A 20887-nucleotide genomic window follows, 5' to 3' on the forward strand; every position below is an offset into this window, starting at 1 on the left:
TGTGTGGCACCGCCTCGAACAGGATAACCGGAGTAGCTACGCAAAAAGCACCCCCGATCGAATATCGAGGGTGCTTGTCGCGTTCGTGCTAGTGGAAGAAGTGGCGCTCTCCCGTGAAGTACATCGAAACACCGGCCGCAGTCGCCGCGGCGATGACCTCGGGGTCGCGTACCGAACCGCCGGGCTGCACGACGGCTGCGATTCCGCCTTCGAGCAGCACCTCGAGGCCGTCAGCGAAAGGGAAGAACGCGTCCGACGCGGCGACCGAGCCCTCGGCCCGTTCGCCGGCGCGGCTCACGGCGAGGTGGCAGGAGTCGACCCGGTTGACCTGGCCCATGCCCACACCAACGGATGCTCCGGCGTGCGCGAGCAGAATAGCGTTCGACTTCACGGAACGGCACGACTTCCACGCGAATTCGAGGTCGGCGCGGGTAGCGGCATCCACTTCGGGGCCGGCCACGAGGGTCCAGCCGTCCGAGCTGAAGCCTTCGAAGCTGTCGGTCTCCTGCACGAGCAGGCCACCAGAGATCTGGTGCAGTTCAAGCGAGGAACGCTCGTAGTCGGCGGGCAGCTCCAGCAGTCGAATGTTCTTCTTCTTGGTCAGCAGTTCAACGGCGGCCGGTTCGAAGCCGGGGGCTACGAGCACCTCGGTGAAGATCTCACTGATGGTTTGGGCCATGTTGAACGTGACGACGCGGTTCGCGGCGATCACTCCGCCGAACGCGGAGATCGGGTCGCAGGCGTGAGCGCGCAGGTGCGCGGATGCGATGGCATCCGGTGCGTTGGGCTTGGCAAGGGCGATACCGCAGGGGTTGGCGTGCTTGACGATGGCGACGGCCGGCTCATTGAAGTCGAAGGCGGCGCGCACCGCGGCATCCGCATCGACGTAGTTGTTGTACGACATGTCCTTGCCGTGCAGCTGCCGGGCCTGGGCGATGCCGCGGCCGCCTTCGCCCACGTAGAGCGCGGCAGCCTGGTGCGAGTTTTCGCCGTAGCGCAGGATCGCCTCACGGGTGACCTCGATGCCGAGTCCCTCGGGGAACGGTGACTCGTCGTCGTCCTCCTCGTCGTCGGCTTCGAAGGTGACGTCTTCGTCGAGCGCCTCGGTGTCGTCCTGCCACTGGTCGTAGACGTTCTCGGTGAACCAGGCCGACACGCTCAGGTCGTAGTCGGCGGTGTGCTCAAAGGCGAGCGAAGCGAATTTCTGACGCAGCTTGAGGGTCGAACCGCCGGCGGTGATGGCTTCGATGATCTCGCCATAGTTGGCCGGGTCGACGGCGATGGCCACGTTGGCATGGTTCTTAGCGGATGCCCGCACCAGCGCCGGTCCGCCGATATCGATCTGCTCGATCACGTCGGCCGGTTCGGCACCGCTCTCGACGGTTTCAACGAACGGGTACAGGTTGACCACGACGAGCTGGAATGCCCTGATACCGAGCTCGGTCAGCTGCGCTTCGTGGGATTCCAGGCGGAGGTCGGCGAGGATTCCGGCGTGCACGCCGGGGTGCAGGGTCTTGACCCGGCCGTCGAGGGACTCCGGAAAGCCGGTGACGGTCGAGACATCCGTCACGTCGAACCCGGCGGCGCGGATGGTGGCCGCCGTGGATCCCGTGGAGACGATTTCGACGCCATCCGCCTTCAGCGCTGCGGCGAGTTCGAGCAGGCCGGCCTTGTCGCTCACAGAGATGAGTGCGCGCTCGATACGGATCTGGTCTCGGTTACGGTACAAGCTGGGCGCGCTGGTGTGAGCGGTCATGCGTTGGAGTTCTCCTTGAGGTTCATGTGTCCGTTGGCGATGTCGAGCACGGTCTGGATCAGCAGGCGGCGTTCGACGATCTTGATGCGATTCTGAAGGGAAGTTTCGGTGTCACCCGGCAGAACGGCGACGCGCTCCTGCACCAGGATGGGGCCCTCGTCGACACCGTTGTCGACCACGATGATGCTCGCACCGGTCTGCACAGCACCGGCGGCGAGGGCGTCGCGCACGGCGTGCGCCCCGGGGAACTCGGGCAGGTAGGCCGGATGGGTGTTGATCAGATTCGGCGACAGTGCGGCGACCACGCGCGGCGGGAGCAAGCGCATCATTCCGCTGAGCACGACCAGGTCGGGCTGCCACTGCTGAATCTGCGCGAGCAGCTCGTCGCCCCAGGCAGCGCGGTCGGCGAAGGAAGAGAATGGGACGGAAAAAGCCGGGATGCCGAATTCGAACCCGAGCTCAAGTCCATCGGCATCGCGGTCCGCCCCGATCGCGACGACTCTGGCCGGAAACTCGGCGTCTTCTGACGCCTCCAGCAGGGCTCGCAGATTGGATCCTCCGCCGGAGATCAGCACGACAATAGACAGCACGGTCTGAGCCTACCGTTTGACGCGGCGCACCGACGGGAGTCGCACCCGGCCGGCCAGCATGCCGAGGGCAGCAGCGACACCGATTTCGGCGGCGGCCAGCGCCCCCACCAGCAGCGGATTCGGCCCGACCTCCACGAGACGGCCCGGCCCCATCGCGCCGGCCGACCACCAGGCGAGCAGGCCGAGCAGCGCGCCGCCGACAACCCCCATGCCCAGGCCGGTGAGCACATGCTCGAGCGTGGTGCGCTTGGGTACTCCCGGGCGGTCCAAAAACTGCCGGGTCACGACCGCGAGAATAAAGCCAATCAGCACCGGCACGAGCAGGCCGACAAAACCGTAGGCCGGGGTGCCCTGCGGCAGCGCGCCGAATAGGGGCAGGCCGGGCAGGGTACCGACGACGGTGCCGATCGGCGAGACGCTCGTGCCAACGCCGAGCGCGATGCCCGGCCCGACGAACCAGGCGGCGGCCCAGATGACCAGGTTGGGAATGAGGGCGAGCTGGGCGAGGGTGATGGTGGCGCCGCCGAAAACACCGGCCTGCACCGCCTCATACAGCCCGATGATGGTTGCGTAGTTGACCGCGATGAGCACGGCCACGGCCACGGCCGACACGATCAGCACCCCGGCGGCAGCCGCTGTTCCGCCGCGCAGAGCGCCCTCGATGACGGTGCGAATGGTGTGCGGCATGCGCTGGTACCACGAGCGGATGCTGCGACTCACCCGGTCCACAGCGTCAACGGCCCCCGCAGTCTTGCGCCGCCCCAGTTCCGCCCCCACCAGAACTCCGGCGGCATAGATGAGCGTTGGCAGCACAAGCCCCTGCAGCGCATTGGGCACGACCGTTTGCGACACGGCGGACAGGGTCACCAGCGTGGTGAGAATGGCGTAGGTGCCCACGGCAACGCCGGCGCCGGTCCAGCGGTGCGGGGTTTCTGCGGCACGCCGACCGGTATGCACGCCCATGAGAACCGAGAGCATCGCAAACCCGAGCGGTACCACCGAGATCAGAAACGGGGTGTCTGCGCCGGCCAGGCCCAGCGCCGCGGCCACGTCCGGGCCGAGGTGCACCGTGAGATCGACGCCGTTTCCGAGCAGCCAGATGTCGGCCGCAGCGCGCCAGAACACAAACCATTCCACCGACAGACCGAAGTGGGCGGCCCAGAGTACGGTGAGCGGCACCATGGCAATGCCGATACCAATGGCGACGACAAGTAATGCCTCGAGAGCGGCGAGCAGGGCGGTCGTTATGCGGTTCATCCGTTGCGAGCCTATATCGCCGGGCCGACAATGCTCGCCACACACGCCAATGCCGGACTCCTACACCGGCCCCCCGTTCATAACTGCGGAGATCTCGGGCGTGCGGCGCGGCCGCGCGCGAACCTGCGCATCTTCACGCGGCCCGTCCCGGGCACCCGCTGACAATCTCCGCAGATATGAACGCTCACCAGCGCCGACCCGCGCAAAAGGGGCCCGCCGACAATCCGGCGAGCCCCTTCAATGAAACGAATTACAGCGCTGCGAGCGCCTCGCGCAACAGGGTGGCAGCCTCACTCGGCGTCTTGCCGACCTTGACTCCGGCGGCCTCGAGGGCCTCCTTCTTGCCCTGGGCGGTTCCGGCTCCATCGGAGACGATGGCGCCAGCGTGGCCCATGGTCTTACCTTCGGGGGCGGTGAAGCCGGCCACGTAGCCGATGACCGGCTTCGTGACGTGCGCCTTAATGTACTCGGCGGCCTTCTCTTCAGCGTCGCCGCCGATTTCGCCGATCATGACGATGGCCTTGGTCTCCGGGTCGTTCTCGAACGCCTCGAGCGCATCGATGTGCGTGGTGCCGATGATGGGGTCACCACCGATACCGATCGCGGTGGAGAAGCCGAGGTCCCGCAGTTCGTACATCATCTGATAGGTCAGGGTGCCGCTCTTGGAGACGAGCCCGACCGGCCCCTTGACGGTGATGTTCGCCGGGGTGATGCCGACGAGCGCTTCACCGGGCGTGATGATGCCGGGGCAGTTCGGGCCGATAATGCGGGTCTTGTTGCCCTTGGCCTTGGCGTAGGCCCAGAACTCAGCCGAGTCCTGCACGGGAACACCCTCGGTGATGATGACGAGCAGCGGAATCTCGGCGTCGATCGCTTCGATGACGGCGTCCTTGGTGAACACCGGCGGCACGAAGATGATCGACACGTCGGCGCCGGTCTTCGCGACCGCCTCGGCGACCGTTCCGAACACGGGCAGCTCGACGCTGCCGTGCACGACAGTGGTGCCGGCCTTGCGGGCGTTGACGCCGCCGACGACCTGGGTACCAGCCTTGAGCATGAGGGCGGTGTGCTTGGTGCCCTCACCGCCGGTGATGCCCTGAACGATGACCTTGGAGTCTTTGTTGAGGAAGATTGACATGCTTGGTTGTCCTTACTTCGCTGCGTGGGCGAGCTCGGCGGCCTTGGCGGCGCCCTCGTCCATGGTGGCGGCCAGTGTTACGAGCGGGTGGTTCGCCTCGGCGAGGATGCGACGACCCTCCTCGACGTTGTTGCCGTCGAGGCGAACGACGAGCGGCTTGTTGGCACTCGAACCGAGCTCAGCGAGTGCGCCCACGATGCCCTTGGCGACGGCGTCACACGCGGTGATGCCACCGAAGACGTTGACGAAGACGCTCTTGACCTGAGGGTCACCCAGAATGACGTCGAGGCCAGCGGCCATGACCTCAGCGGATGCTCCGCCCCCGATGTCGAGGAAGTTGGCCGGTTTGACGCTGCCGAAGTTCTCGCCGGCGTAGGCGACGACGTCGAGGGTGCTCATGACGAGCCCGGCGCCGTTGCCGATGATGCCGACTTCACCGTCGAGCTTGACGTAGTTGAGGCCGGCAGCCTTGGCCTTGGCTTCGAGCGGGTCAGCGGCGGCTGCGTCCTCAAGGAGGGCGTGCTTGGGGTGACGGAAGTCGGCGTTCTCGTCGATCGTGACCTTGCCGTCGAGGGCGATGATGTCGCCCTCTTCGGTGAGCACGAGCGGGTTGACCTCGACCAGGGTCGCGTCTTCACCCTTGAATACGTTGTACAGCTTGACGAATACCGGGGCGACCTTGTCGACGAGCTCGGCCGGGAACTTGGCGTCGATGGCGATCTGCTTCGCCACGGCGAGGTCGATGCCGACGGAGGGATCGACTGCCGTGTAGGCGAGGGCTTCGGGCTTCTCGACGGCGAGAACTTCGATCTCCACGCCACCCTCGTAGCTGGCGAGCGACAGGTAAGACCGGTTGGACCGGTCCAGCAGCACGGAGAAGTAGAACTCCGCCTTGATGCGGGCTCCGCCTGCCACCATGACGCGGTGAACGGTGTGACCCTTGATGTCCAGGCCCAGGATGTCGCGGCCAGCGGCCTCGGCGTCATCGGGGGTCTTGGCTACCTTGACGCCGCCGGCCTTGCCACGGCCGCCGACCTTGACCTGCGCCTTGACCACGACAACGCCACCGAGCTTCTCGGCCGCTGCACGTACTTCGGCGGGGGTGTCCGCGATGATGCCCGGCAGAACCGGCACACCATATTCCTCAAAGAGGTCTCTCGCTTGGTACTCGTAAAGATCCACGCTGCTCTTCCAATCCGCGTCTTGGCGATCACACCGCCGGTGAAGATATATGAGGTTGTTGGTAACAGCAGTCGTTGTCGTAAATTAGCTCGACATCAAGACATACCGGCCCATAGAAACTCTATCGCCTGAATCGAACGTCTCGGCGCACCCCGCGACCGTCAGTCAGCTACGCCGAAGGCTAGCCACACCTTGCTGGACGACAGCGGCGCCGATTGTTTATCGTAGGGCTATGACTGCTCTTGCCCAAGCGGTGGAACCGCATGCCGCCGGCCTTGCCTCCCGGCTGAACTGGCTACGCGCCGGTGTTCTGGGCGCGAATGACGGCATCGTCTCCGTTGCCGCGCTCGTCGTGGGTGTTGCCGCCGCCACGACGGACTCTCACGTCATTCTCATCGCCGGTGTGGCGAGCCTGCTCGCTGGCGCCATCTCGATGGCCCTCGGCGAATACGTCTCGGTGAGCAGCCAGCGCGACTCCGAACGTGCCCTGATCGCCAAGGAAACCTGGGAACTCGAGAACGAGCCCGAGGAGGAACTCGCCGAACTGGCCGGATTCTACGAGGCCAAGGGGCTCTCCAGCACGACGGCCCAGCAGGTGGCGATCGAGCTGACCCAGCATGATGCCCTGGCCGCCCACCTCGAAGTTGAACTGCACATCACCGAGCAGGATGTGTCGAACCCGTGGCACGCGGCCTACGCATCCGCTATCGCTTTCACCGTCGGCGCTGCGCTCCCCCTGCTTGCCGTGCTGCTGCCGCCAGCGGAGTACCGGATCGGTGCCACGTTCGTCGCGGTATTGATCGCGCTCGTCGTCACCGGCTGGCTCAGCGCCCATCTCGGCAGCAGCCCCAAGCCGCGGGCCATCGCGCGCATCGTCATCGGCGGCATCCTCGCCCTCGCCGTTACCTATGTAATCGGGGCCCTCATCGGCGGCAGCGTCTAGTCGAGCCGGGCTCACAGCTAACACCGGGTTACGCCCCCACCGCGTGGCTAGGCTGAAAATATGGCATCACTGCACATTGGAGCTGGCCCCATTTCTCGATCATCAATCATTACGGCGGGCGTGTTCGACGCGGTTCTCGTGCTCGCGTTCGCCATCATCGGTCGATTGAGCCACGGCGAGAGCCTGGCCGGTGTCGGCGTTACCTACTGGCCCTTCCTCGGTGGGTTGATCATCGGCTGGCTGCTGGTGCGTGCCTGGCGTCACCCACGCGACACCGTCTGGACCGGCCTCGCAATCTGGATCGTGACCGTGGCCGGCGGCCTTCTGCTGCGCGTGGCCAGCGGCCAGGGAGTTCAACTGAGTTTCGCTATCGTCACGACCATCGTGCTCGGAGTGTTCCTGCTCGGCTGGCGCGCCATCGACGCGCTCCTGCGCCGCACCGCGCGCAAGCGGATGCCTGCCGCCGTCTAGTCGACTCATTCCGCCGCACTTTTATCGTATCTACATTCGATACTCAGAGTTAGATCACAGGATAAAATCTGAGCTAGTCTCGATTTTCTGTTCGATGCATGAGATAATTTAGGCATGACACTACCGCCCGCAACCTGCTCTGCGTGAGCAAACTGTTGCAGCATTCCCGGCCCGCCACCCGCGCCAAGCTCGCCAAGCTCGCCAACGGGTCGATCAGTTACCGGCACGTTAAGGTCATCGTCGACAACGTCCTATCCCCGCCCGACGAGGCCTGGGCCGAAGCCCTCACCGATGTCGACCGTGAACCAGCTGCAGACGCGGGCGATCACCGTGCGGGAACTCTCCCACCCCGCCACCCGCCTCGGACCGGGTTCGGCCGCAAGCGCCGCAGGACGTGCCGCATGAAGCGCTCGCGGCCCCACCGGGGCATCGCGCAGAGGCCCCTATCGCCGGTCCGAGCCACAGACGACGACGCGCGCTGGCCCTGCGCCGGGCACGTGCGCCCGGCATCTGCTGCAGGCACCTGCGGTCGGCACCTGCGGCAGGCACCTGCGGTAGACGCTGCCGATGAGCGGTAGTAGTCTCACCGCCGAGAGTCCGAGACGTCGGTTTCTCGCGCATTTATCATTGTGAATGTTCCCGCACTGGAGCTCGAAACCATCCGGGCACTCGACGGCGTGGCGGCAAGGTGACAGCGGGTGCCGACACCGATTAGAACCGGGGCGCCCGCCCCACCGACCACCTGCATCGAGCGTCGCACCTCGATGTTCACACTCCGATGCTCGCACCGCCAACGCGAAAGACCTCGATGAGCAGCCCCGAGACTTCTGCCGTTCGCGGCACACGACGAGCGCGGCAATGAGACTGCCCCGAGCCCTCCAGCCGTTTGGCGACCGGCAGTACCGCCTACTCGTCGGGGCGATGGCCCTGTCGCTGTTCGGGTCCGGCATGTGGATCGTGGCCGTGGTCTGGCAGGTGATCGAACTCGGCGGCAGCCCCATCGACCTGTCCGTGGTCGCGACCGGCTCAGCCGTCGGCGCCGTCGCAGCGGTGCTCGTCGGCGGGGTTGTCGCCGACCGGGTTCCCGGCCGCCGCATCATGATCGCGATCGAGATCACCAAGGTCGTGAGCATCGCCGTGGCGGCGTCGCTCGCCCTCGCCGGCACCGTGGAGATCTGGCACCTCGCCGTGGTGTCGTTTCTGCTCGGTGCCACAGAGGGCTTCTTCTACCCGGCCTATTCGGCCCTGCTGCCCGCAATCCTGCCCGCCGACCAGCTGCTCGCGGCGAACGGTGTTGAGGGTGTGCTGCGGCCGATGGTGATGCAGGCGGCCGGCCCGGCCGCGGCGAGCGCGATCGTCGGCGCAGCCTCGCCGGGGTGGGCCTTCACTTATATCGCCGCCGCCCAATTCGTGGGAGTGCTCATGCTCTGGCGCATGCGGCCGACCCCCCTGCGCAGACCCGCGGCGGCGCCGCAACCGGAGCCGGTGCATCCGCTGATGGCGGTTCTCGCTGAGGCGAGGGACGGATTTGTCTACATGGTCAAGACGCCGTGGCTGCTGGGCACCCTCTCCTATTTCTGCCTGCTGATCCTGGTGCTGATGGGGCCGATCGAGGTGTTGCTGCCGTTCGCGGTCAAGGACCAGGCTGGTGGCGGCGCCGGGGGGTTCGCGCTCGTGCTCGCCGCCTTCGGCATCGGCGGTGCCGCCGGATCGCTGCTCGTGGCCAGTCGGCGCCTGCCGCGGCGTTACCTCACTACCATGAACCTGCTCTGGGGCCTGGGCTGCGTGCCGCTGGCCATCATCGGCATTACCACCGAGCTCTGGGTGATGATGCTCGCCCTGTTTGCGACCGGCTTCGCCTTTCAGGCCGGTGGGGTCATCTGGGGAACCCTGTTGCAGCGGCGGGTGCCGTCCGAGCTGCTCGGCCGCGTGTCGAGCCTGGATTTCTTCGTGTCACTCGCCCTGATGCCGGTCTCAATGGCTTTGGCCGGTCCGGTCGGCGAGGCCATCGGGCTGGCGCCCGCGTTCCTCGTGGCCGGGCTCGTGCCGCCCGTGCTGGCCATCACCGCGACGCTCGCCTTTCGCATGCCGCGGGACGAGCTGGAGCATCCGCTCGAGCTGAGCTCGACGCCGACGAAAAACGATCAATAGCGGTCGTCGTTCTCGAAAGCGGCTTGCGCAGCCCCGGGGTCGCGAGCAACTGGCCGTCACGCAATACCGCGAGCACATCGATGGGGAAGCGCTCGGCGAGGTCGCCCAGCGCAGCCTCACCGCCCGCCACGATCGCTGTCGCGAGCACGTCGGCCGTGACGATGTCGGCCGCGAAGACACTCACCTGGCGAAACGGCGACGGCTCAAAGTTTCGCGGTGTCCAAATGTGTTGGCCGCGTTCCGCACTGCCCGACGTCGCGACCGCGCGAAGCGGATGCCGCAACGGCACGCTCGCAATCGACTCGCCCCGATCGGCCGGATCGACGATCGCGACGACCCAGTCGTGGCCCAGAGCGTCGCCGCAAACCAGAACGTCACCGCCAGCGTTGATCGACCAGTTGCGCAGGCCTCGGTCGGTCAGGGCGATGCCGGCCTCGGCGATGGCAAGGGCCTTGACCACGCCAGAGAGGTCGATCACCCCATCACCGCGATGCGGCGTGAACACACCCTGGGTGCGATCCCGCCAGTCCAGCGCGAGGGCGTAGCAGTCGCGCAGACTCTCACTGGCCGCCGTCAAACGGATGTCCCCGCGCGCGACCCGGCTCAGCTCCGAGTCCTCCCGGTACAAACTGAACTGCTCGTCCCACCGCCGAAACACCGTCTCGACCTGCTGCGCAGCAGCGGTCAGGGCTGTAGCGCCGTGCTCGGCATCGCCGAGTCGCAGGCTCACCATCGTGCCCATCGTTGCGAAGGTGAGCGCGGGCATCCGTTCACAGTCGCTGCGCACCGTCTGCACCCTAGAACCCAGCCGTATCGAGGGCGGACTGCAGCGATCGCAGGTAGCCGTCGGTCGTGTAGGTGGCGCCGCTCACGTTCTGCACGCTAGCGCTCTGTGCGGCGAGTACCTCAGAGCGCAGGATCGGAGCAGCCTGATTGCTGATGGCGACCGATCGGCCGCCACGGTTGGTCAGCTGCAGCGGGGTAACCTCGGTGATCGCGCCGTTGGCGATCGTCACCGAAACCTGCATGTTGCCGAACTGCGTTTGAACCACCGATCCCGTGAAGGTCCCCGAAGGCGATGACGCGGTCGCGACTGCCGCGGCGTTGGCGGCCGAAGCCGCATCAGCAGCGGCGGTGGCCGCCGCTGCCGCATCTGCTGCCACCTTCGCAGAGGCGGCGGTGTTGGCGGTGTCGGCTTGGGTCTGGGCCGCTGCCGCAGATTCGGCAGCCGCTTTCGCGGTGGCTGCGGCCTGGGCTGCGGCTTCGGTTGCGGCGGTCGAAGCGGCGGAGCCTCCGGTAGCTGCAGTCAGGTTCTGCGAGGCGTCGATCGCCTGCGTTCCGAGCTGCCAGCCGATGCCGACGATTGAAACCGAGGCCAGGGTGGCCAAGGCTACGGCGCGTGCTCTCACCAGTCGAACCTTTCGTAGTGGATCTGCTTCTTCGGGACCCCGCCGGCGCGAGCGTCGCGCACGACGGCGTCGGTCCAGGGGCGTGGGCCGCAGATGTAGATGTCGGAGTACAGGAGGTCGGGCACGATCTTGCTCAGCGTGATGCCGGCCCGGGAGGCATCCGCTGGCAACCAGGTATTCACACCGGTGGGACGTTCGCCGGCGATGATGCGCAGCTCGGCGCCGCGCACCCAGCAGAGGTCGGTGAGTTCATCGACCAGGTAAGTATCGCCGAGGGAGTGTGAGCGGAGCAGCACGGTGGCGGTGCCCGGCGCGAACGATACCGTTTCGAGCAGCGAGCGGATGGGTGCGACGCCGATACCGGCCGCGATCAGAACGACGCGGGGCGAGGTGCGGGCGCTTTCGGTGAAGAGTCCATAAGGGCCTTCGAAGCTCACTCGGGTGCCGCGCGGCACCCGCGGCAGCTCGGCGGAGGCGTCCCCGAGGCCGCGTACCGTGATGCGCAGCGAGCGTCCGTTCGGCGCGGCTGACAGCGAGAACGGATGCGCCTGCCACCACAACCCAGCCGACCAAAACCGCCAGATGAAGAACTGGCCACTCGAAGCCCCCAGCAGGTCGAGTCGACGCCCCACGAGGCTGATCGAGACGACGCCGGGCGCCACCTGCTCGATGCTGTCCACCCGCAGTTGGTGCCGCAGGGAACGAACGACCGGAAGCACGAAACGAAAAACAACAATCGCCGCAGCGACGGCCGCGTACAGGGCGAGCCAGTAGTAGCGGGCGATCGCGCCCTCGCTGAGCAGACCCCCCACACTCAACTGGTGTGGAATGGCCACGAGCACCGAGAGGTAGGCGAGCAGGTGCACAGCGTGCCACGCCTCGTAGCGAAACTTGCGACGCACCACCAGGAGCGACGTCACGACGACACCGATCATGAGCGCGAGGCCGAGAAAGGCGAGCGGCATATCGGGCAGGGACGTGAACATGTTCCAGACCTCGACGAACACGTTGACGTTTTCGGCGAGCGCATAGCCGGTGATTAACAGCACCGCGTGGCCAAGGATGAGGTACAGGGCCGGCTTGCCGAGCGACTGGTGCACGGCCATAGCCTGGTCGTGCCCGAAGGCGCGGTCGATCGGGGGCAGCCGTGCGGCCAGCACGAGCATCACCAGCAGCAGGTCAGTTCCGACCAGCCCGGCGACGATTCCGAGCGAGGTGAAGGCGTCGGCCGGGGTGCCGAATCGGGCGGCTCCCCCGTCGGCGAGAAAGATGGCGATCACGATGGCGACCGACGCGACACAGAGAATCTGCAGGCTGTCGGCGAGGCGCATCCGCTTGCCGTAGGCCGGGTGGGGCAACGCTGCGCGAGTGCGGGGCGTTGGCACCGGACCGGACCGGGTGGTGCGCGTGTCGAGGCTCATGAGTAGAGCATCGACCGAAGGCCCATCGAACAGCTATCGATAACCTGTGAACAGTCTGTGTGTCGTCAGTGCGTCGACGTACCCATCGTTGACGCATCGGCGTGTGCACATTCAGCTATGCCCGCAGCGGCCGTCGCCGTCGAAGGTGTGCGCGCGCCAACAGCACAATGATGAGCGCAATTACACTGCCCAACACCGTTTCGAGCACCCGATCGAGTAACAGTTGCGGCACCGCAACCGGACTCGTGAGGTGCACCACGGTTAGGGCGAGCGGGGTAACGAACAGCAGTGCCGCCCCGTAGTGCTTCCCGATCAATATCTCGGCACCGAACTGACCGGCGGCGATCACAAGAATGAGCACCGCCACCGGTGGCCCCGGCAGCAGCACCAGCGCGGCGATGCCGACACCGAGTGTTGTGCCGATCATGCGGTGCAAGGACCGTGACACGGAGTGTGCCGCGCCGGGTGGCGGGAGAACAGCCACTACGCTGACCACCGCCCAATACGGATGCCCAATGCCCACAGCGAATGCCACGGAACCAGCGATGAGCGCACCCACGACGTTCTGCGCTACAGACACCCACACTGTCGCATCCGTGATGGCTCCAGGAAGAAAATCGGGATTGCGGGACAGATTCTTATAGAGGTCTGGTTCGCGCTGCCCGGCAACGCGGCGCAGCACAGCTCCCGACATAGTGAGCAACCAGGCGAACGCTGCGGAGGCGACAGCCACGAACAGGCGAGGCCAGAACTCATCCGCCGGCGTGGGAAGCTGCGCGACGACGGCGTAGCCAAACACGAAGAAGATCGGCGTGGCCGGAAAGAGGCCTGCCGTGGCTGCCACGAGAATTCCGGTCACGATCACCACGACCAGCCCGGCCGTGAGCACGAGCAGGGGCGCTTCGATAATGGCTAAGACGAGGGCGAACGCGATGATCGCGACCATGAGGGTACCGGCAACGGTGACCGTGCGCAGGCGCACCCGGTACGGCTCGTTACGGCCAAACAGCGCCGTCATTGCACCAAACGCCGCGTAGGCGGCCCAGTCGAGCTTGCCGGTAAGCACGAGAACGGTCAGGGGCAGGGCGGTGGCAACCGCGGCGCGAGAGGCGACCTCGAACTGAAATGAACGCAGCGAGCGCACCCACTGCTTCAGGGATTCAGGCTGGTGTGATTCGGGTCCAGTCGGCTCGGCAGAGTGATTCACGGGCTGCTCGCTAAATTTTTTCGATCGGGGCAATCTTGATCAACAGTTTTTTAGCACCCATGGTGTCGAACTGCACGTGCGCAATACGCTTGGTGCCTTCGCCGGTGATCTGGTTGACCCGGCCCTCGCCAAAATCGTGATGACGGATGCGGTCGCCCGCGACCAGCTTGAGGCTGCCGTTGTCGCGAACCGTTCCGGTGATCTTGTTCGCCCACTCGGTCTTTGGCTTGCCCGGCGGCAGGCCGGCCTGCTTCGCGCTGTTGGCGTAACCGCTGCGTCCGCCATAACCGTCGCTGCTTGACCCGCCGAGCGAGTTGCCGAAGCCTCCGAACCCGCTATCCCGGCGGGCATTGAGCGCGCGCGGCTGGGTACCGCCGCGGGAGTTGGCCATACCCGGCGACTGCTTCCAGTCGATCAGCTCTGCCGGAATTTCCTGCAGATAGCGACTGGGCATCGCTACATTGATGTCACCAAACTGCGCTCGGGTCATGGCGAGCGACAGGTAAAGCCGTTTGCGCGCGCGGGTGATGCCCACATAGAACAGGCGGCGTTCTTCGGCCGGTCCGCCGGGCTCGTTCGCTGACATCTGGTGCGGCAGCAACCCCTCCTCAACACCGGTCAGGAACACCGCCTCATACTCGAGCCCCTTAGCGGTGTGCAGGGTCATCAGTGAGACCGTGCCAGAGGCATCGTCGAGGTCGTCGGCCGCCGCCACGAGTGACACCTGGGTGAGAAAGTCCACGAGACCACCGTCGGGATTCTCCTTGTTGAAGTCCTTGGTCTGGGCCACGAGTTCTTCAATATTCTCGGCCCGTACCTCGTCTTGCGGGTCACGGCTATTGCGCAACACGGCGAGCAGCCCGCTGCCGTTGAGCAGAAACTCGAGCACCTCAGAGACATTCGATGCTCCGACTTCCACGCCGTCATCGGTGACCGAGGTGGGCACGAGCATGAGCGCCGCAGCGTCCAGCAATTCGGCGAGCTTCAAAATGGCGCCGGTGACTTTGGGACCGAGGCCGAGTGCGGCCGAATTGCGCATTGCCTGCCGAAAGGTGAGCTCGTTATCGTCGGCAAAACTGGAGAGGCCGGTCTCGGTGGCTGGGCCGATCCCGCGCTTGGGGGTGTTCAGAATGCGCCGCAGGGCGAGCTCATCGACCGGGTTGGCGACGGCGATGAGATAGGCCAGGGCATCCTTTATCTCGGCCCGTTCGTAGAACTTGGTGCCGCCAACCACCCGATAGGGCGTGGCCGAGCGCACCAGAATCTCTTCGAGCGCTCGGGTCTGCGCGTTGGTGCGATAGAAGACCGCCATGTCGCGGTAAGCCATGCCTGCGGCGTGCAGCACCTGAATCTCATCGGAGACGAACTGGGCTTCGTCGTGCCCGGAGTAGGCGGTGAAGCCCACGATTTTTTCGCCGTCACCGCCCGCACTCCACAGCTTCTTGTCGGTGCGGTCGAAGTTATGGCCGATCACGGCGTTCGCGGCCGAGAGAATGTTCTGGGTGGACCGGTAGTTCTGCTCGAGCAGAATCACCTTCGCGCCCGGATAGTCCCGCTCGAAACCGCTGATATTGCGGGTGTCGGCGCCGCGGAAGGCGTAGATCGATTGGTCGGAATCGCCGACCACGGTGAGTGACGCCCCGGGGATGGCGCCGGTGGCGTCGCGCAGGTTGCGCACGTGCACGCCGTCTTCTTCCATCTCTTGGGCGAGCTCGGCCGTAACCGGCCGGGTGAGCTCGTGCACGAGGGCGTACTGGGCGTGGTTGGTGTCTTGATATTCGTCGACCAGGAGGTGCCGAAACCGACGCCGGTACAGGGCGGCGACCTTGGGGAACGCACGAAAAAGGTAGACGGTCTCGCCGATGAGATCGTCGAAGTCGAGGGCGCTCGCGGCGCGCAGCCGGGCCGAGTACTGCCGAAAAATCTCGACGAACATGACCTCCTGCGGGTCGCTCATGTTCGCGTTGCGTGCGTAGGAGTCGGCATCGGCGAGCTCATTCTTGAGCTTGGAGATCTTCGCGCCCGCCGAGCCAGGCGTGAACCCGTAGGTGTCAGCGTCGAGCCCCTTGATGATGCGTTTGAGGGTGACCTTCGTGTCGGCCGAGTCGTAGATGCTGAACGTGCGGGCCAGGCCGATCTTTTCGGCTTCGCGGCGCAGAATGCGCACGCAGGAAGAGTGGAAGGTGCTGATCCACATTCCGTCGGCCCCCTGGCCGAGGATGGCGTGCACCCGCTCGCGCATTTCGGCAGCGGCCTTATTGGTGAAGGTGATCGCGAGAATCTGGCTGGGCCAGGCATCGCGGGTTTCGAGCAGGCTCGCGACCCGCCGGGTGAGCACGCTGGTCTTGCCCGAGCCGGCGCCGGCGATGATGAGCAGCGCCTGGCCGCGGTATTCGACGGCCTCTTTCTGCTCGGGGTTGAGCCCGTCGAGCAGGGGGCTGTGCTGGGTGTTGCCGGTGCCCGCGTAGCCGGATGCCGCGTTTCCATTTGTATCGAGAATGATCGGCGTGGCCGAGCGGCCGGTGGTAGCGGGCGCGGATTCCGCGTTCAGAGGTGTGATCATGTCGGTTTCCAGTGTAGGCGAGGCCACTGACAGGAGAACTGGTCAGCACGAACTGGTCAGCGCCGCGCGTCCCGCACGTGCACGGCCAGATCGGGGTGGTCGGCGAACACACCGTCGACGCCCGAGTCGAGAATCAGGCGAAATTCCGACTGCCAGTGGCCGAAATCCGCCTTGCGGGTGCCGCTTCGAAACGTCTTCGCCAGAAACTTGTTCTCCGGGCGCAGGGTCCAGCAGTAGATCTCGAGTCCGGCAGCGTGGGCGTGGTCGACCAGAGCGGATGCCCCGATCACATCCCCAGCGTCATCCGCATCGAGAATGAGCGACTTGGGCACGCTGATGCCGTCGACCCCGATATCACCTGTGGCAGTGCTCGAGCCCATGCTGCTGCGGGAGCCGCCGGCCAGACGCGTGCCCGAGCGGCCCGCCGCCAGGGCCGCGAGACCGTCAGCGGTGAGGTGATCGGCGTAACTGAGGGCGCCGGCGCCGTACTCGGCCAACTGGTCGGCCGGATGTCCCTGGTCTTCGAGCAGAAAGATGCGCTTTCCGCGTATGCCCTGTGCCCGCACCTGGGCGAGCACGCTCGGTTCAAAGCTTTCGACGGTGAGCCGGTCGGTGTTCCAGCCGGCGGCGGAGACCTCGGCGGCGAACAGTTCGGGCAGCGGCAGGTCGAGGCTCGCGAAGTAGTGGCCGTGCTTAATCTCGGCGACGATTCCGAGCGCCCGGTCGGAGTGCTCGGCAGCGGCGTCAACGAGGTCGAACAGGTCGCGCAGCCGCAGAATCGGCTGCTGGTCGTCGAATGTCGTGTTGCTCTGCCGGAGGGTGGGCAGCCGTTCCCTGGCGCGCAGGGTACTTAGCTCTGCCCAGGTGAAGTCCTCGGTGAACCAGCCGGTGACCATTCGCCCGTCAACGTGTTTCTCGGTACGGCGAGCGGCGAATTCGGCGCGAGTGGCGACATCCGTTGTGCTGGAAATTTCGTTTTCGTGGCGGATGACGAGCACGCCGTCCCGGGTCGCGACCAGGTCGGGTTCGACGGCGTCGGCTCCGAGCGCGAAGGCGAGAGTGAAAGCTGAACGGGTGTGCTCGGGCCGGTGGCCGCTTGCACCGCGGTGGCCAATGACGATCGGGTGCATGGTCTCAGGCTAACCGCGCCAGCAGAACGGATGCTGGGGCGGGCATCCGCTCGCAGCGAAACGAGTGCGAAACACCGCCGATAATGCTGCAAATCGGCTGATCCCCGGCGCATTCGCCGGTGCTCTCGGGTACCGTGGAAGAAGTGCCGCACCAGGCGCTGCGTGCTGGTTCGCCTGCGCGCACCGAATACTCCAGCTGATTGTGAGTACAGCAACACATGGCATCCTCCAACCCCGCTTTCTCCCGCAACGAGGCGTTCGGCCCTCGCGGCGCAGTGGCGTCGTCGCAGGCCCTCTCTGACAACGATCTGCAGTCGATGTACAACCGGCCCGCCGCCGGTGCACAAGACACCGAACGCATGACCTACGAAGACACCATCACCAAGACCGGTCTCGGCTTTGCCCTGCTGGTCGTCGCCGCCATGATTTCCTGGGTCGCTACCCCGGTGCTTCCGTTCCTGTTCATTCTCGGTGCCATCGTCGGTTTCGTGCTCGGCCTGGTCAACACCTTCAAGAAGGAGCCGTCGGCTCCGCTTATTCTCGCGTTCGCCGGGGCCCAGGGCTTGTTCGTCGGCGGCATCTCGCGCGTCTTCGAAGAGCAGTACGGGGGCGTCGTCATGCAGGCGGTTCTCGCCACCCTCGTGGTCGTCGCTGTCACCCTGGCCCTGTTCAAGAGCGGCAAGATCCGCGCCTCGAAGAAGGCAACCAAGATTTTCTTGATCGCCATGATCGGTTACGCGGCGTTCTCGCTCATCAACGTGGGAATGATGATTTTCGGCGGCAGCGACCAGGCCTTCGGGATGCGCAGTGCGAGCATCGAAATTCTCGGCTTCGACATCAAGCTCGGCATCCTCATCGGCCTGCTCGCGGTGCTCCTGGCCGCGTACTCGCTCGTGCTCGACTTCGACTTCATCCAGAAGGGCGTCAACAACCGCCTGCCGCGCAAGTACGGCTGGACCGGCGCGTTCGGCATCATCATGACCGTCGTCTGGCTCTACGTCGAGATGCTGCGCATCTTCGTGCTCGCCCGCGAGTAGCTCTCGAAATGCGCCCTCGTTCTTTCGGAACGAGGGCGCTTTTTCGTACCCAGGGTGGGTCACACTGTGGTTGGCTTAAGTAATGAGTTTCACTGACCTGCACGCGCTGCTCCCGCTCGAAGCAAACGGCCTGAACGCCGCGTTTGGTTACATCGGCAGCGCCATCGTGCTCCTCGGCCTCGCCTGGGTGGTTATCCTCGCCATCCGCCGGTACCTCAAAGCCCCTAAAGACTGAGCTGGCTTACACCGGGAATACTCGCGATCAACGAAGCGAACGCAGGTAGCGCTTCCGCGCGATGAGCTGTGCCACCATTAGCAGCGGGTAGAGGTCTCGCCACGGCTGCTGCGGGGCCGCCCGGGTCAGTGAGCGCACCGTGAGACGCACCGCGTCGCCGTGCCCCACGACCTCCGTCACGTCGAAGCGGCGGTAATCTCGCGCACTCGAGGGCCAGGCAACAAGCCCAGGATTGGTCACTCTGGATCAGCCCCTTTGAATCAGCCCCTTTGACAGATGAAAAGCGGGGCCGGCTCGTCTGAGCCGGCCCCGCTGCCACGCTAGCGCGGGGCTACTCCCACTCGATGGTTCCCGGCGGCTTCGACGTGACGTCGAGCACGACGCGGTTCACGCCGTCGACCTCGTTGGTGATGCGGTTAGAAATTTTCGCGAGCAGGTCGTACGGCAGGCGGGTCCAGTCGGCGGTCATGGCGTCTTCGCTCGACACCGGGCGCAGCACGATGGGGTGGCCGTAGGTGCGGCCATCGCCCTGCACGCCCACCGAGCGCACATCGGCCAAAAGCACGACGGGGCACTGCCAGATCTCGCGGTCAAGACCCGCGGCGGTCAGCTCGAAGCGCACGATGGCATCCGCTTTGCGCAGCAGGTCGAGGCGCTCCTGCGTGATCGAGCCGACGATGCGAATGCCCAGGCCTGGCCCGGGAAACGGCTGGCGCTGTACGATTTCGGCCGGCAGGCCGAGTTCGGCGCCGATCGCGCGCACCTCATCTTTGAACAGAGTGCGCAGCGGTTCGACCAGTTCGAACTTGAGGTCGTCGGGCAGGCCACCCACGTTGTGGTGGCTCTTGATGTTCGCGGTCCCGCTTCCGCCGCCGGATTCGACCACGTCGGGGTAGAGCGTGCCCTGCACGAGAAACCGGATCGGGTCTCCGTCGATTTCCTTGGCCTCTTCGATCAGTTCGGCCTGGGCCTGCTCGAAGGTGCGAATGAACTCTCGGCCAATGATCTTGCGCTTGGTCTCCGGGTCGCTCACGCCCTCCAGCGCGGTGAGAAACTGCTCGCGCACATCAACGGTCACCAAGCGGATGCCGGTGGCCTTTACGTAGTCCTCTTCGACCTGACGACGTTCGTCTTCGCGCAGCAGACCGTGGTCGACGAACACGCAGACCAGCTGGTCACCAATGGCCTTGTGTACCAGGGCGGCGGCGACAGCGGAGTCGACCCCGCCGGAGAGCCCACAGATAACCTTGCCGGTGCCGACCTGGGCGCGAATCTTGGCGACCTGCTCGGCAATAACGTTGCCGCTGTTCCAGTCGGCGGCGATGCCGGCGGCACGGTGCAGAAAGTTCTCCAGCACGTGTTGGCCGTTTTCGGAGTGCTTGACTTCGGGGTGCCACTGAACGCCGTAGAGCCGCTTTGCGTCATTGGCGAACGCGGCCACCGGGGTGGAAGCCGACGAAGCGAGCACGGTGAAGCCGGCGGGGGCGGTGGCGACCGAGTCGCCATGGCTCATCCACACGGTTTGGCTGTCCGGCTGGTCGGCCAGCAGCACGTTACCGTCGTTGCTCACGGTAACCGGGGTTGATCCGTATTCGCGCGCTCCGGTGTGGGCGACGGTGCCGCCCAGGGCGGTAGCCATCACCTGGAAGCCATAGCAAATTCCAAGCACGGGCACGCCAAGCTCGAAGATCGCCGCGTCGAATGCGGGCGCACCCTCGGCATAGACGCTTGACGGGCCGCCGCTCATAATAATTCCGCGCGGGTTTTTTGCCAGAACTTCGGCGGCGGTGATGGTGTGCGGAACAATCTCCGAATAAACGGATGCCTCCCGCACGCGCCGAGCGATCAGCTGCGCGTACTGCGCCCCGAAGTCGACCACGAGCACGGGGCGATCGAGCCCGGAGTCGGCGAGGGGGGCATCCGCTGTGGCGGTATTAGCGGGGGTGCTCACGAAGCCACCGTCGCAGCTGCCGCAGCCTTCTTAGCCTCGAGCTGCTCGAGGGTTTTCTTGACGCGGCGGGTCATGGGGCCTTCCAGAAAGAACGAGAGTGTGGGGATGATGCCGCCGAGGGCGATCAGCACGAAGAGCGGGAACGGCCAGCGCATGATGCTCCACAGGCGGAAGTCGGCGAACAGATAGAGCACATAAAACCAGCCGTGCACGATCAAAATGATGGTGCTGAGGTTGATGGCGGCGACGGTTCCGCGCGGCACCATGGCGAGGAAACCCTCGGTGCCGTTCATTTCGAGTTCGTAGCCGAGCACGAACTTGGCGTAGACCTCGGCGCAGAGCAGCAGCAGAAAGACGCCCGTGATGATGGACGACACCTGGTAGAGCCGAAGCGCACCGGGGATTCGGGAAATATCGGCGGGCTTGGGATCAAGTGGCATGGGGTA

20 protein-coding genes are annotated in these 20887 nt (G+C 65.5%); 6 read left to right on the forward strand and 14 right to left on the reverse strand.

Annotation, left to right across the window (positions count from 1 at the left end; genetic code table 11):
• Positions 1–88: 88 nt before the first annotated feature.
• From purH to sucC, 5 genes are all read right to left on the reverse strand, one after another.
• Positions 89–1756, reverse strand: a complete 1668-nt coding sequence (gene purH / locus QMK31_RS05515) for a bifunctional phosphoribosylaminoimidazolecarboxamide formyltransferase/IMP cyclohydrolase (protein WP_283499956.1) — start codon at positions 1754–1756, stop codon at positions 89–91.
• Positions 1753–2346, reverse strand: coding sequence for a phosphoribosylglycinamide formyltransferase (purN, locus tag QMK31_RS05520; RefSeq protein WP_283499957.1), 594 nt, complete (start codon positions 2344–2346; stop codon positions 1753–1755). Before purN ends, purH begins: the two co-directional genes overlap by 4 nt.
• 9 nt (positions 2347–2355) lie before the next feature.
• Entirely contained in the window at positions 2356–3603 is a 1248-nt protein-coding gene (locus QMK31_RS05525) for a cell division protein PerM (protein WP_283499958.1), read from the reverse strand.
• Positions 3604–3853: 250 nt separating this feature from the next.
• Complete coding sequence (sucD, locus tag QMK31_RS05530) at positions 3854–4741, reverse strand: succinate--CoA ligase subunit alpha (RefSeq protein WP_283499959.1); 888 nt, start codon at positions 4739–4741, stop codon at positions 3854–3856.
• A gap of 12 nt (positions 4742–4753) precedes the next feature.
• A complete protein-coding gene (sucC, locus tag QMK31_RS05535) occupies positions 4754–5923 on the reverse strand; it encodes an ADP-forming succinate--CoA ligase subunit beta (protein ID WP_283499960.1) in 1170 nt (389 codons plus the stop codon).
• Positions 5924–6155: 232 nt separating this feature from the next.
• On the opposite strand from sucC, the gene QMK31_RS05540 reads away from it, so the two are divergent.
• From QMK31_RS05540 to QMK31_RS05555, 4 genes are all read left to right on the forward strand, one after another.
• A complete protein-coding gene (locus tag QMK31_RS05540; RefSeq protein ID WP_283499961.1) occupies positions 6156–6866 on the forward strand; it encodes a VIT1/CCC1 transporter family protein in 711 nt (236 codons plus the stop codon).
• A 60-nt stretch (positions 6867–6926) separates the two neighbouring features.
• A complete protein-coding gene (locus QMK31_RS05545; protein WP_283499962.1) occupies positions 6927–7337 on the forward strand; it encodes a DUF3054 domain-containing protein in 411 nt (136 codons plus the stop codon).
• Positions 7338–7480: 143 nt separating this feature from the next.
• A complete protein-coding gene (locus QMK31_RS05550) occupies positions 7481–7915 on the forward strand; it encodes a hypothetical protein (RefSeq protein WP_283499963.1) in 435 nt (144 codons plus the stop codon).
• Positions 7916–8195: 280 nt separating this feature from the next.
• The gene (locus QMK31_RS05555; protein WP_283499964.1) at positions 8196–9488 is read left to right on the forward strand and encodes an MFS transporter; all 1293 of its coding nucleotides are present in this window, start codon (positions 8196–8198) and stop codon (positions 9486–9488) included.
• Here QMK31_RS05555 and QMK31_RS05560 read toward each other — a convergent pair.
• The 6 genes from QMK31_RS05560 to QMK31_RS05585 all read right to left on the reverse strand — a co-directional run bounded on the left by QMK31_RS05560 (position 9400) and on the right by QMK31_RS05585 (position 17218).
• Positions 9400–10254 carry an FAD:protein FMN transferase gene (locus QMK31_RS05560; RefSeq protein ID WP_283499965.1) on the reverse strand — a complete coding sequence of 285 codons (855 nt, stop codon included), beginning with the start codon at positions 10252–10254 and terminating at the stop codon, positions 9400–9402. The genes QMK31_RS05555 and QMK31_RS05560 overlap by 89 nt on opposite strands.
• A gap of 31 nt (positions 10255–10285) precedes the next feature.
• Positions 10286–10897 (reverse strand): FMN-binding protein, encoded by a 612-nt coding sequence (locus QMK31_RS05565; protein WP_283499966.1) that lies wholly within the window; start codon positions 10895–10897, stop codon positions 10286–10288.
• On the reverse strand, positions 10894–12318 hold the full coding sequence (locus tag QMK31_RS05570) for a ferredoxin reductase family protein (protein WP_283499967.1): 1425 nt from the start codon (positions 12316–12318) through the stop codon (positions 10894–10896). The genes QMK31_RS05565 and QMK31_RS05570 overlap by 4 nt, the downstream gene beginning before the upstream one ends.
• 115 nt (positions 12319–12433) lie before the next feature.
• On the reverse strand, positions 12434–13525 hold the full coding sequence (locus QMK31_RS05575; RefSeq protein ID WP_283499968.1) for an FUSC family protein: 1092 nt from the start codon (positions 13523–13525) through the stop codon (positions 12434–12436).
• A 10-nt stretch (positions 13526–13535) separates the two neighbouring features.
• On the reverse strand, positions 13536–16088 hold the full coding sequence (locus QMK31_RS05580; protein WP_283499969.1) for an ATP-dependent helicase: 2553 nt from the start codon (positions 16086–16088) through the stop codon (positions 13536–13538).
• A gap of 56 nt (positions 16089–16144) precedes the next feature.
• Positions 16145–17218 (reverse strand): glycerophosphodiester phosphodiesterase family protein, encoded by a 1074-nt coding sequence (locus QMK31_RS05585; protein WP_283499970.1) that lies wholly within the window; start codon positions 17216–17218, stop codon positions 16145–16147.
• Positions 17219–17436: 218 nt separating this feature from the next.
• Here QMK31_RS05585 and QMK31_RS05590 point away from each other — a divergent pair, with 218 nt between their 5' ends.
• Both QMK31_RS05590 and QMK31_RS05595 read left to right on the forward strand, forming a co-directional pair.
• Positions 17437–18255 (forward strand): Bax inhibitor-1/YccA family protein, encoded by an 819-nt coding sequence (locus QMK31_RS05590; RefSeq protein ID WP_283499971.1) that lies wholly within the window; start codon positions 17437–17439, stop codon positions 18253–18255.
• Between the two features lie 82 nt (positions 18256–18337).
• Positions 18338–18490 (forward strand): hypothetical protein, encoded by a 153-nt coding sequence (locus QMK31_RS05595; protein ID WP_283499972.1) that lies wholly within the window; start codon positions 18338–18340, stop codon positions 18488–18490.
• A gap of 27 nt (positions 18491–18517) precedes the next feature.
• On the opposite strand, the gene QMK31_RS05600 is transcribed toward QMK31_RS05595, so the two are convergent.
• The 3 genes from QMK31_RS05600 to QMK31_RS05610 all read right to left on the reverse strand — a co-directional run bounded on the left by QMK31_RS05600 (position 18518) and on the right by QMK31_RS05610 (position 20881).
• Entirely contained in the window at positions 18518–18730 is a 213-nt protein-coding gene (locus tag QMK31_RS05600) for a hypothetical protein (RefSeq protein ID WP_283499973.1), read from the reverse strand.
• Positions 18731–18821: 91 nt separating this feature from the next.
• Positions 18822–20441: a glutamine-hydrolyzing GMP synthase gene (gene guaA / locus QMK31_RS05605; RefSeq protein WP_502852551.1), complete on the reverse strand. Its 1620-nt coding sequence runs from the start codon at positions 20439–20441 to the stop codon at positions 18822–18824.
• Positions 20438–20881: a DUF3817 domain-containing protein gene (locus QMK31_RS05610; RefSeq protein ID WP_283499974.1), complete on the reverse strand. Its 444-nt coding sequence runs from the start codon at positions 20879–20881 to the stop codon at positions 20438–20440. Before QMK31_RS05610 ends, guaA begins: the two co-directional genes overlap by 4 nt.
• Positions 20882–20887 lie beyond the last annotated feature (6 nt).

It is taken from the genome of Cryobacterium sp. PH31-O1, from assembly GCF_030063455.1.
GTDB lineage: Bacteria > Actinomycetota > Actinomycetes > Actinomycetales > Microbacteriaceae > Cryobacterium.

What these genes read in the sequence shown, in the direction of transcription:
- purH (WP_283499956.1), bottom strand. Translation starts at nt 1,756, where the DNA reads ATGACCGCTCACACCAGCGCGCCCAGCTTGTACCGTAACCGAGACCAG.
- QMK31_RS05525 (WP_283499958.1), bottom strand. Translation starts at nt 3,603, where the DNA reads ATGAACCGCATAACGACCGCCCTGCTCGCCGCTCTCGAGGCATTACTT.
- sucD (WP_283499959.1), bottom strand. Translation starts at nt 4,741, where the DNA reads ATGTCAATCTTCCTCAACAAAGACTCCAAGGTCATCGTTCAGGGCATC.
- QMK31_RS05540 (WP_283499961.1), top strand. Translation starts at nt 6,156, where the DNA reads ATGACTGCTCTTGCCCAAGCGGTGGAACCGCATGCCGCCGGCCTTGCC.
- QMK31_RS05545 (WP_283499962.1), top strand. Translation starts at nt 6,927, where the DNA reads ATGGCATCACTGCACATTGGAGCTGGCCCCATTTCTCGATCATCAATC.
- QMK31_RS05555 (WP_283499964.1), top strand. Translation starts at nt 8,196, where the DNA reads ATGAGACTGCCCCGAGCCCTCCAGCCGTTTGGCGACCGGCAGTACCGC.
- QMK31_RS05560 (WP_283499965.1), bottom strand. Translation starts at nt 10,254, where the DNA reads ATGCCCGCGCTCACCTTCGCAACGATGGGCACGATGGTGAGCCTGCGA.
- QMK31_RS05570 (WP_283499967.1), bottom strand. Translation starts at nt 12,318, where the DNA reads ATGAGCCTCGACACGCGCACCACCCGGTCCGGTCCGGTGCCAACGCCC.
- QMK31_RS05580 (WP_283499969.1), bottom strand. Translation starts at nt 16,088, where the DNA reads ATGATCACACCTCTGAACGCGGAATCCGCGCCCGCTACCACCGGCCGC.
- QMK31_RS05585 (WP_283499970.1), bottom strand. Translation starts at nt 17,218, where the DNA reads ATGCACCCGATCGTCATTGGCCACCGCGGTGCAAGCGGCCACCGGCCC.
- QMK31_RS05590 (WP_283499971.1), top strand. Translation starts at nt 17,437, where the DNA reads ATGGCATCCTCCAACCCCGCTTTCTCCCGCAACGAGGCGTTCGGCCCT.
- QMK31_RS05595 (WP_283499972.1), top strand. Translation starts at nt 18,338, where the DNA reads ATGAGTTTCACTGACCTGCACGCGCTGCTCCCGCTCGAAGCAAACGGC.
- QMK31_RS05610 (WP_283499974.1), bottom strand. Translation starts at nt 20,881, where the DNA reads ATGCCACTTGATCCCAAGCCCGCCGATATTTCCCGAATCCCCGGTGCG.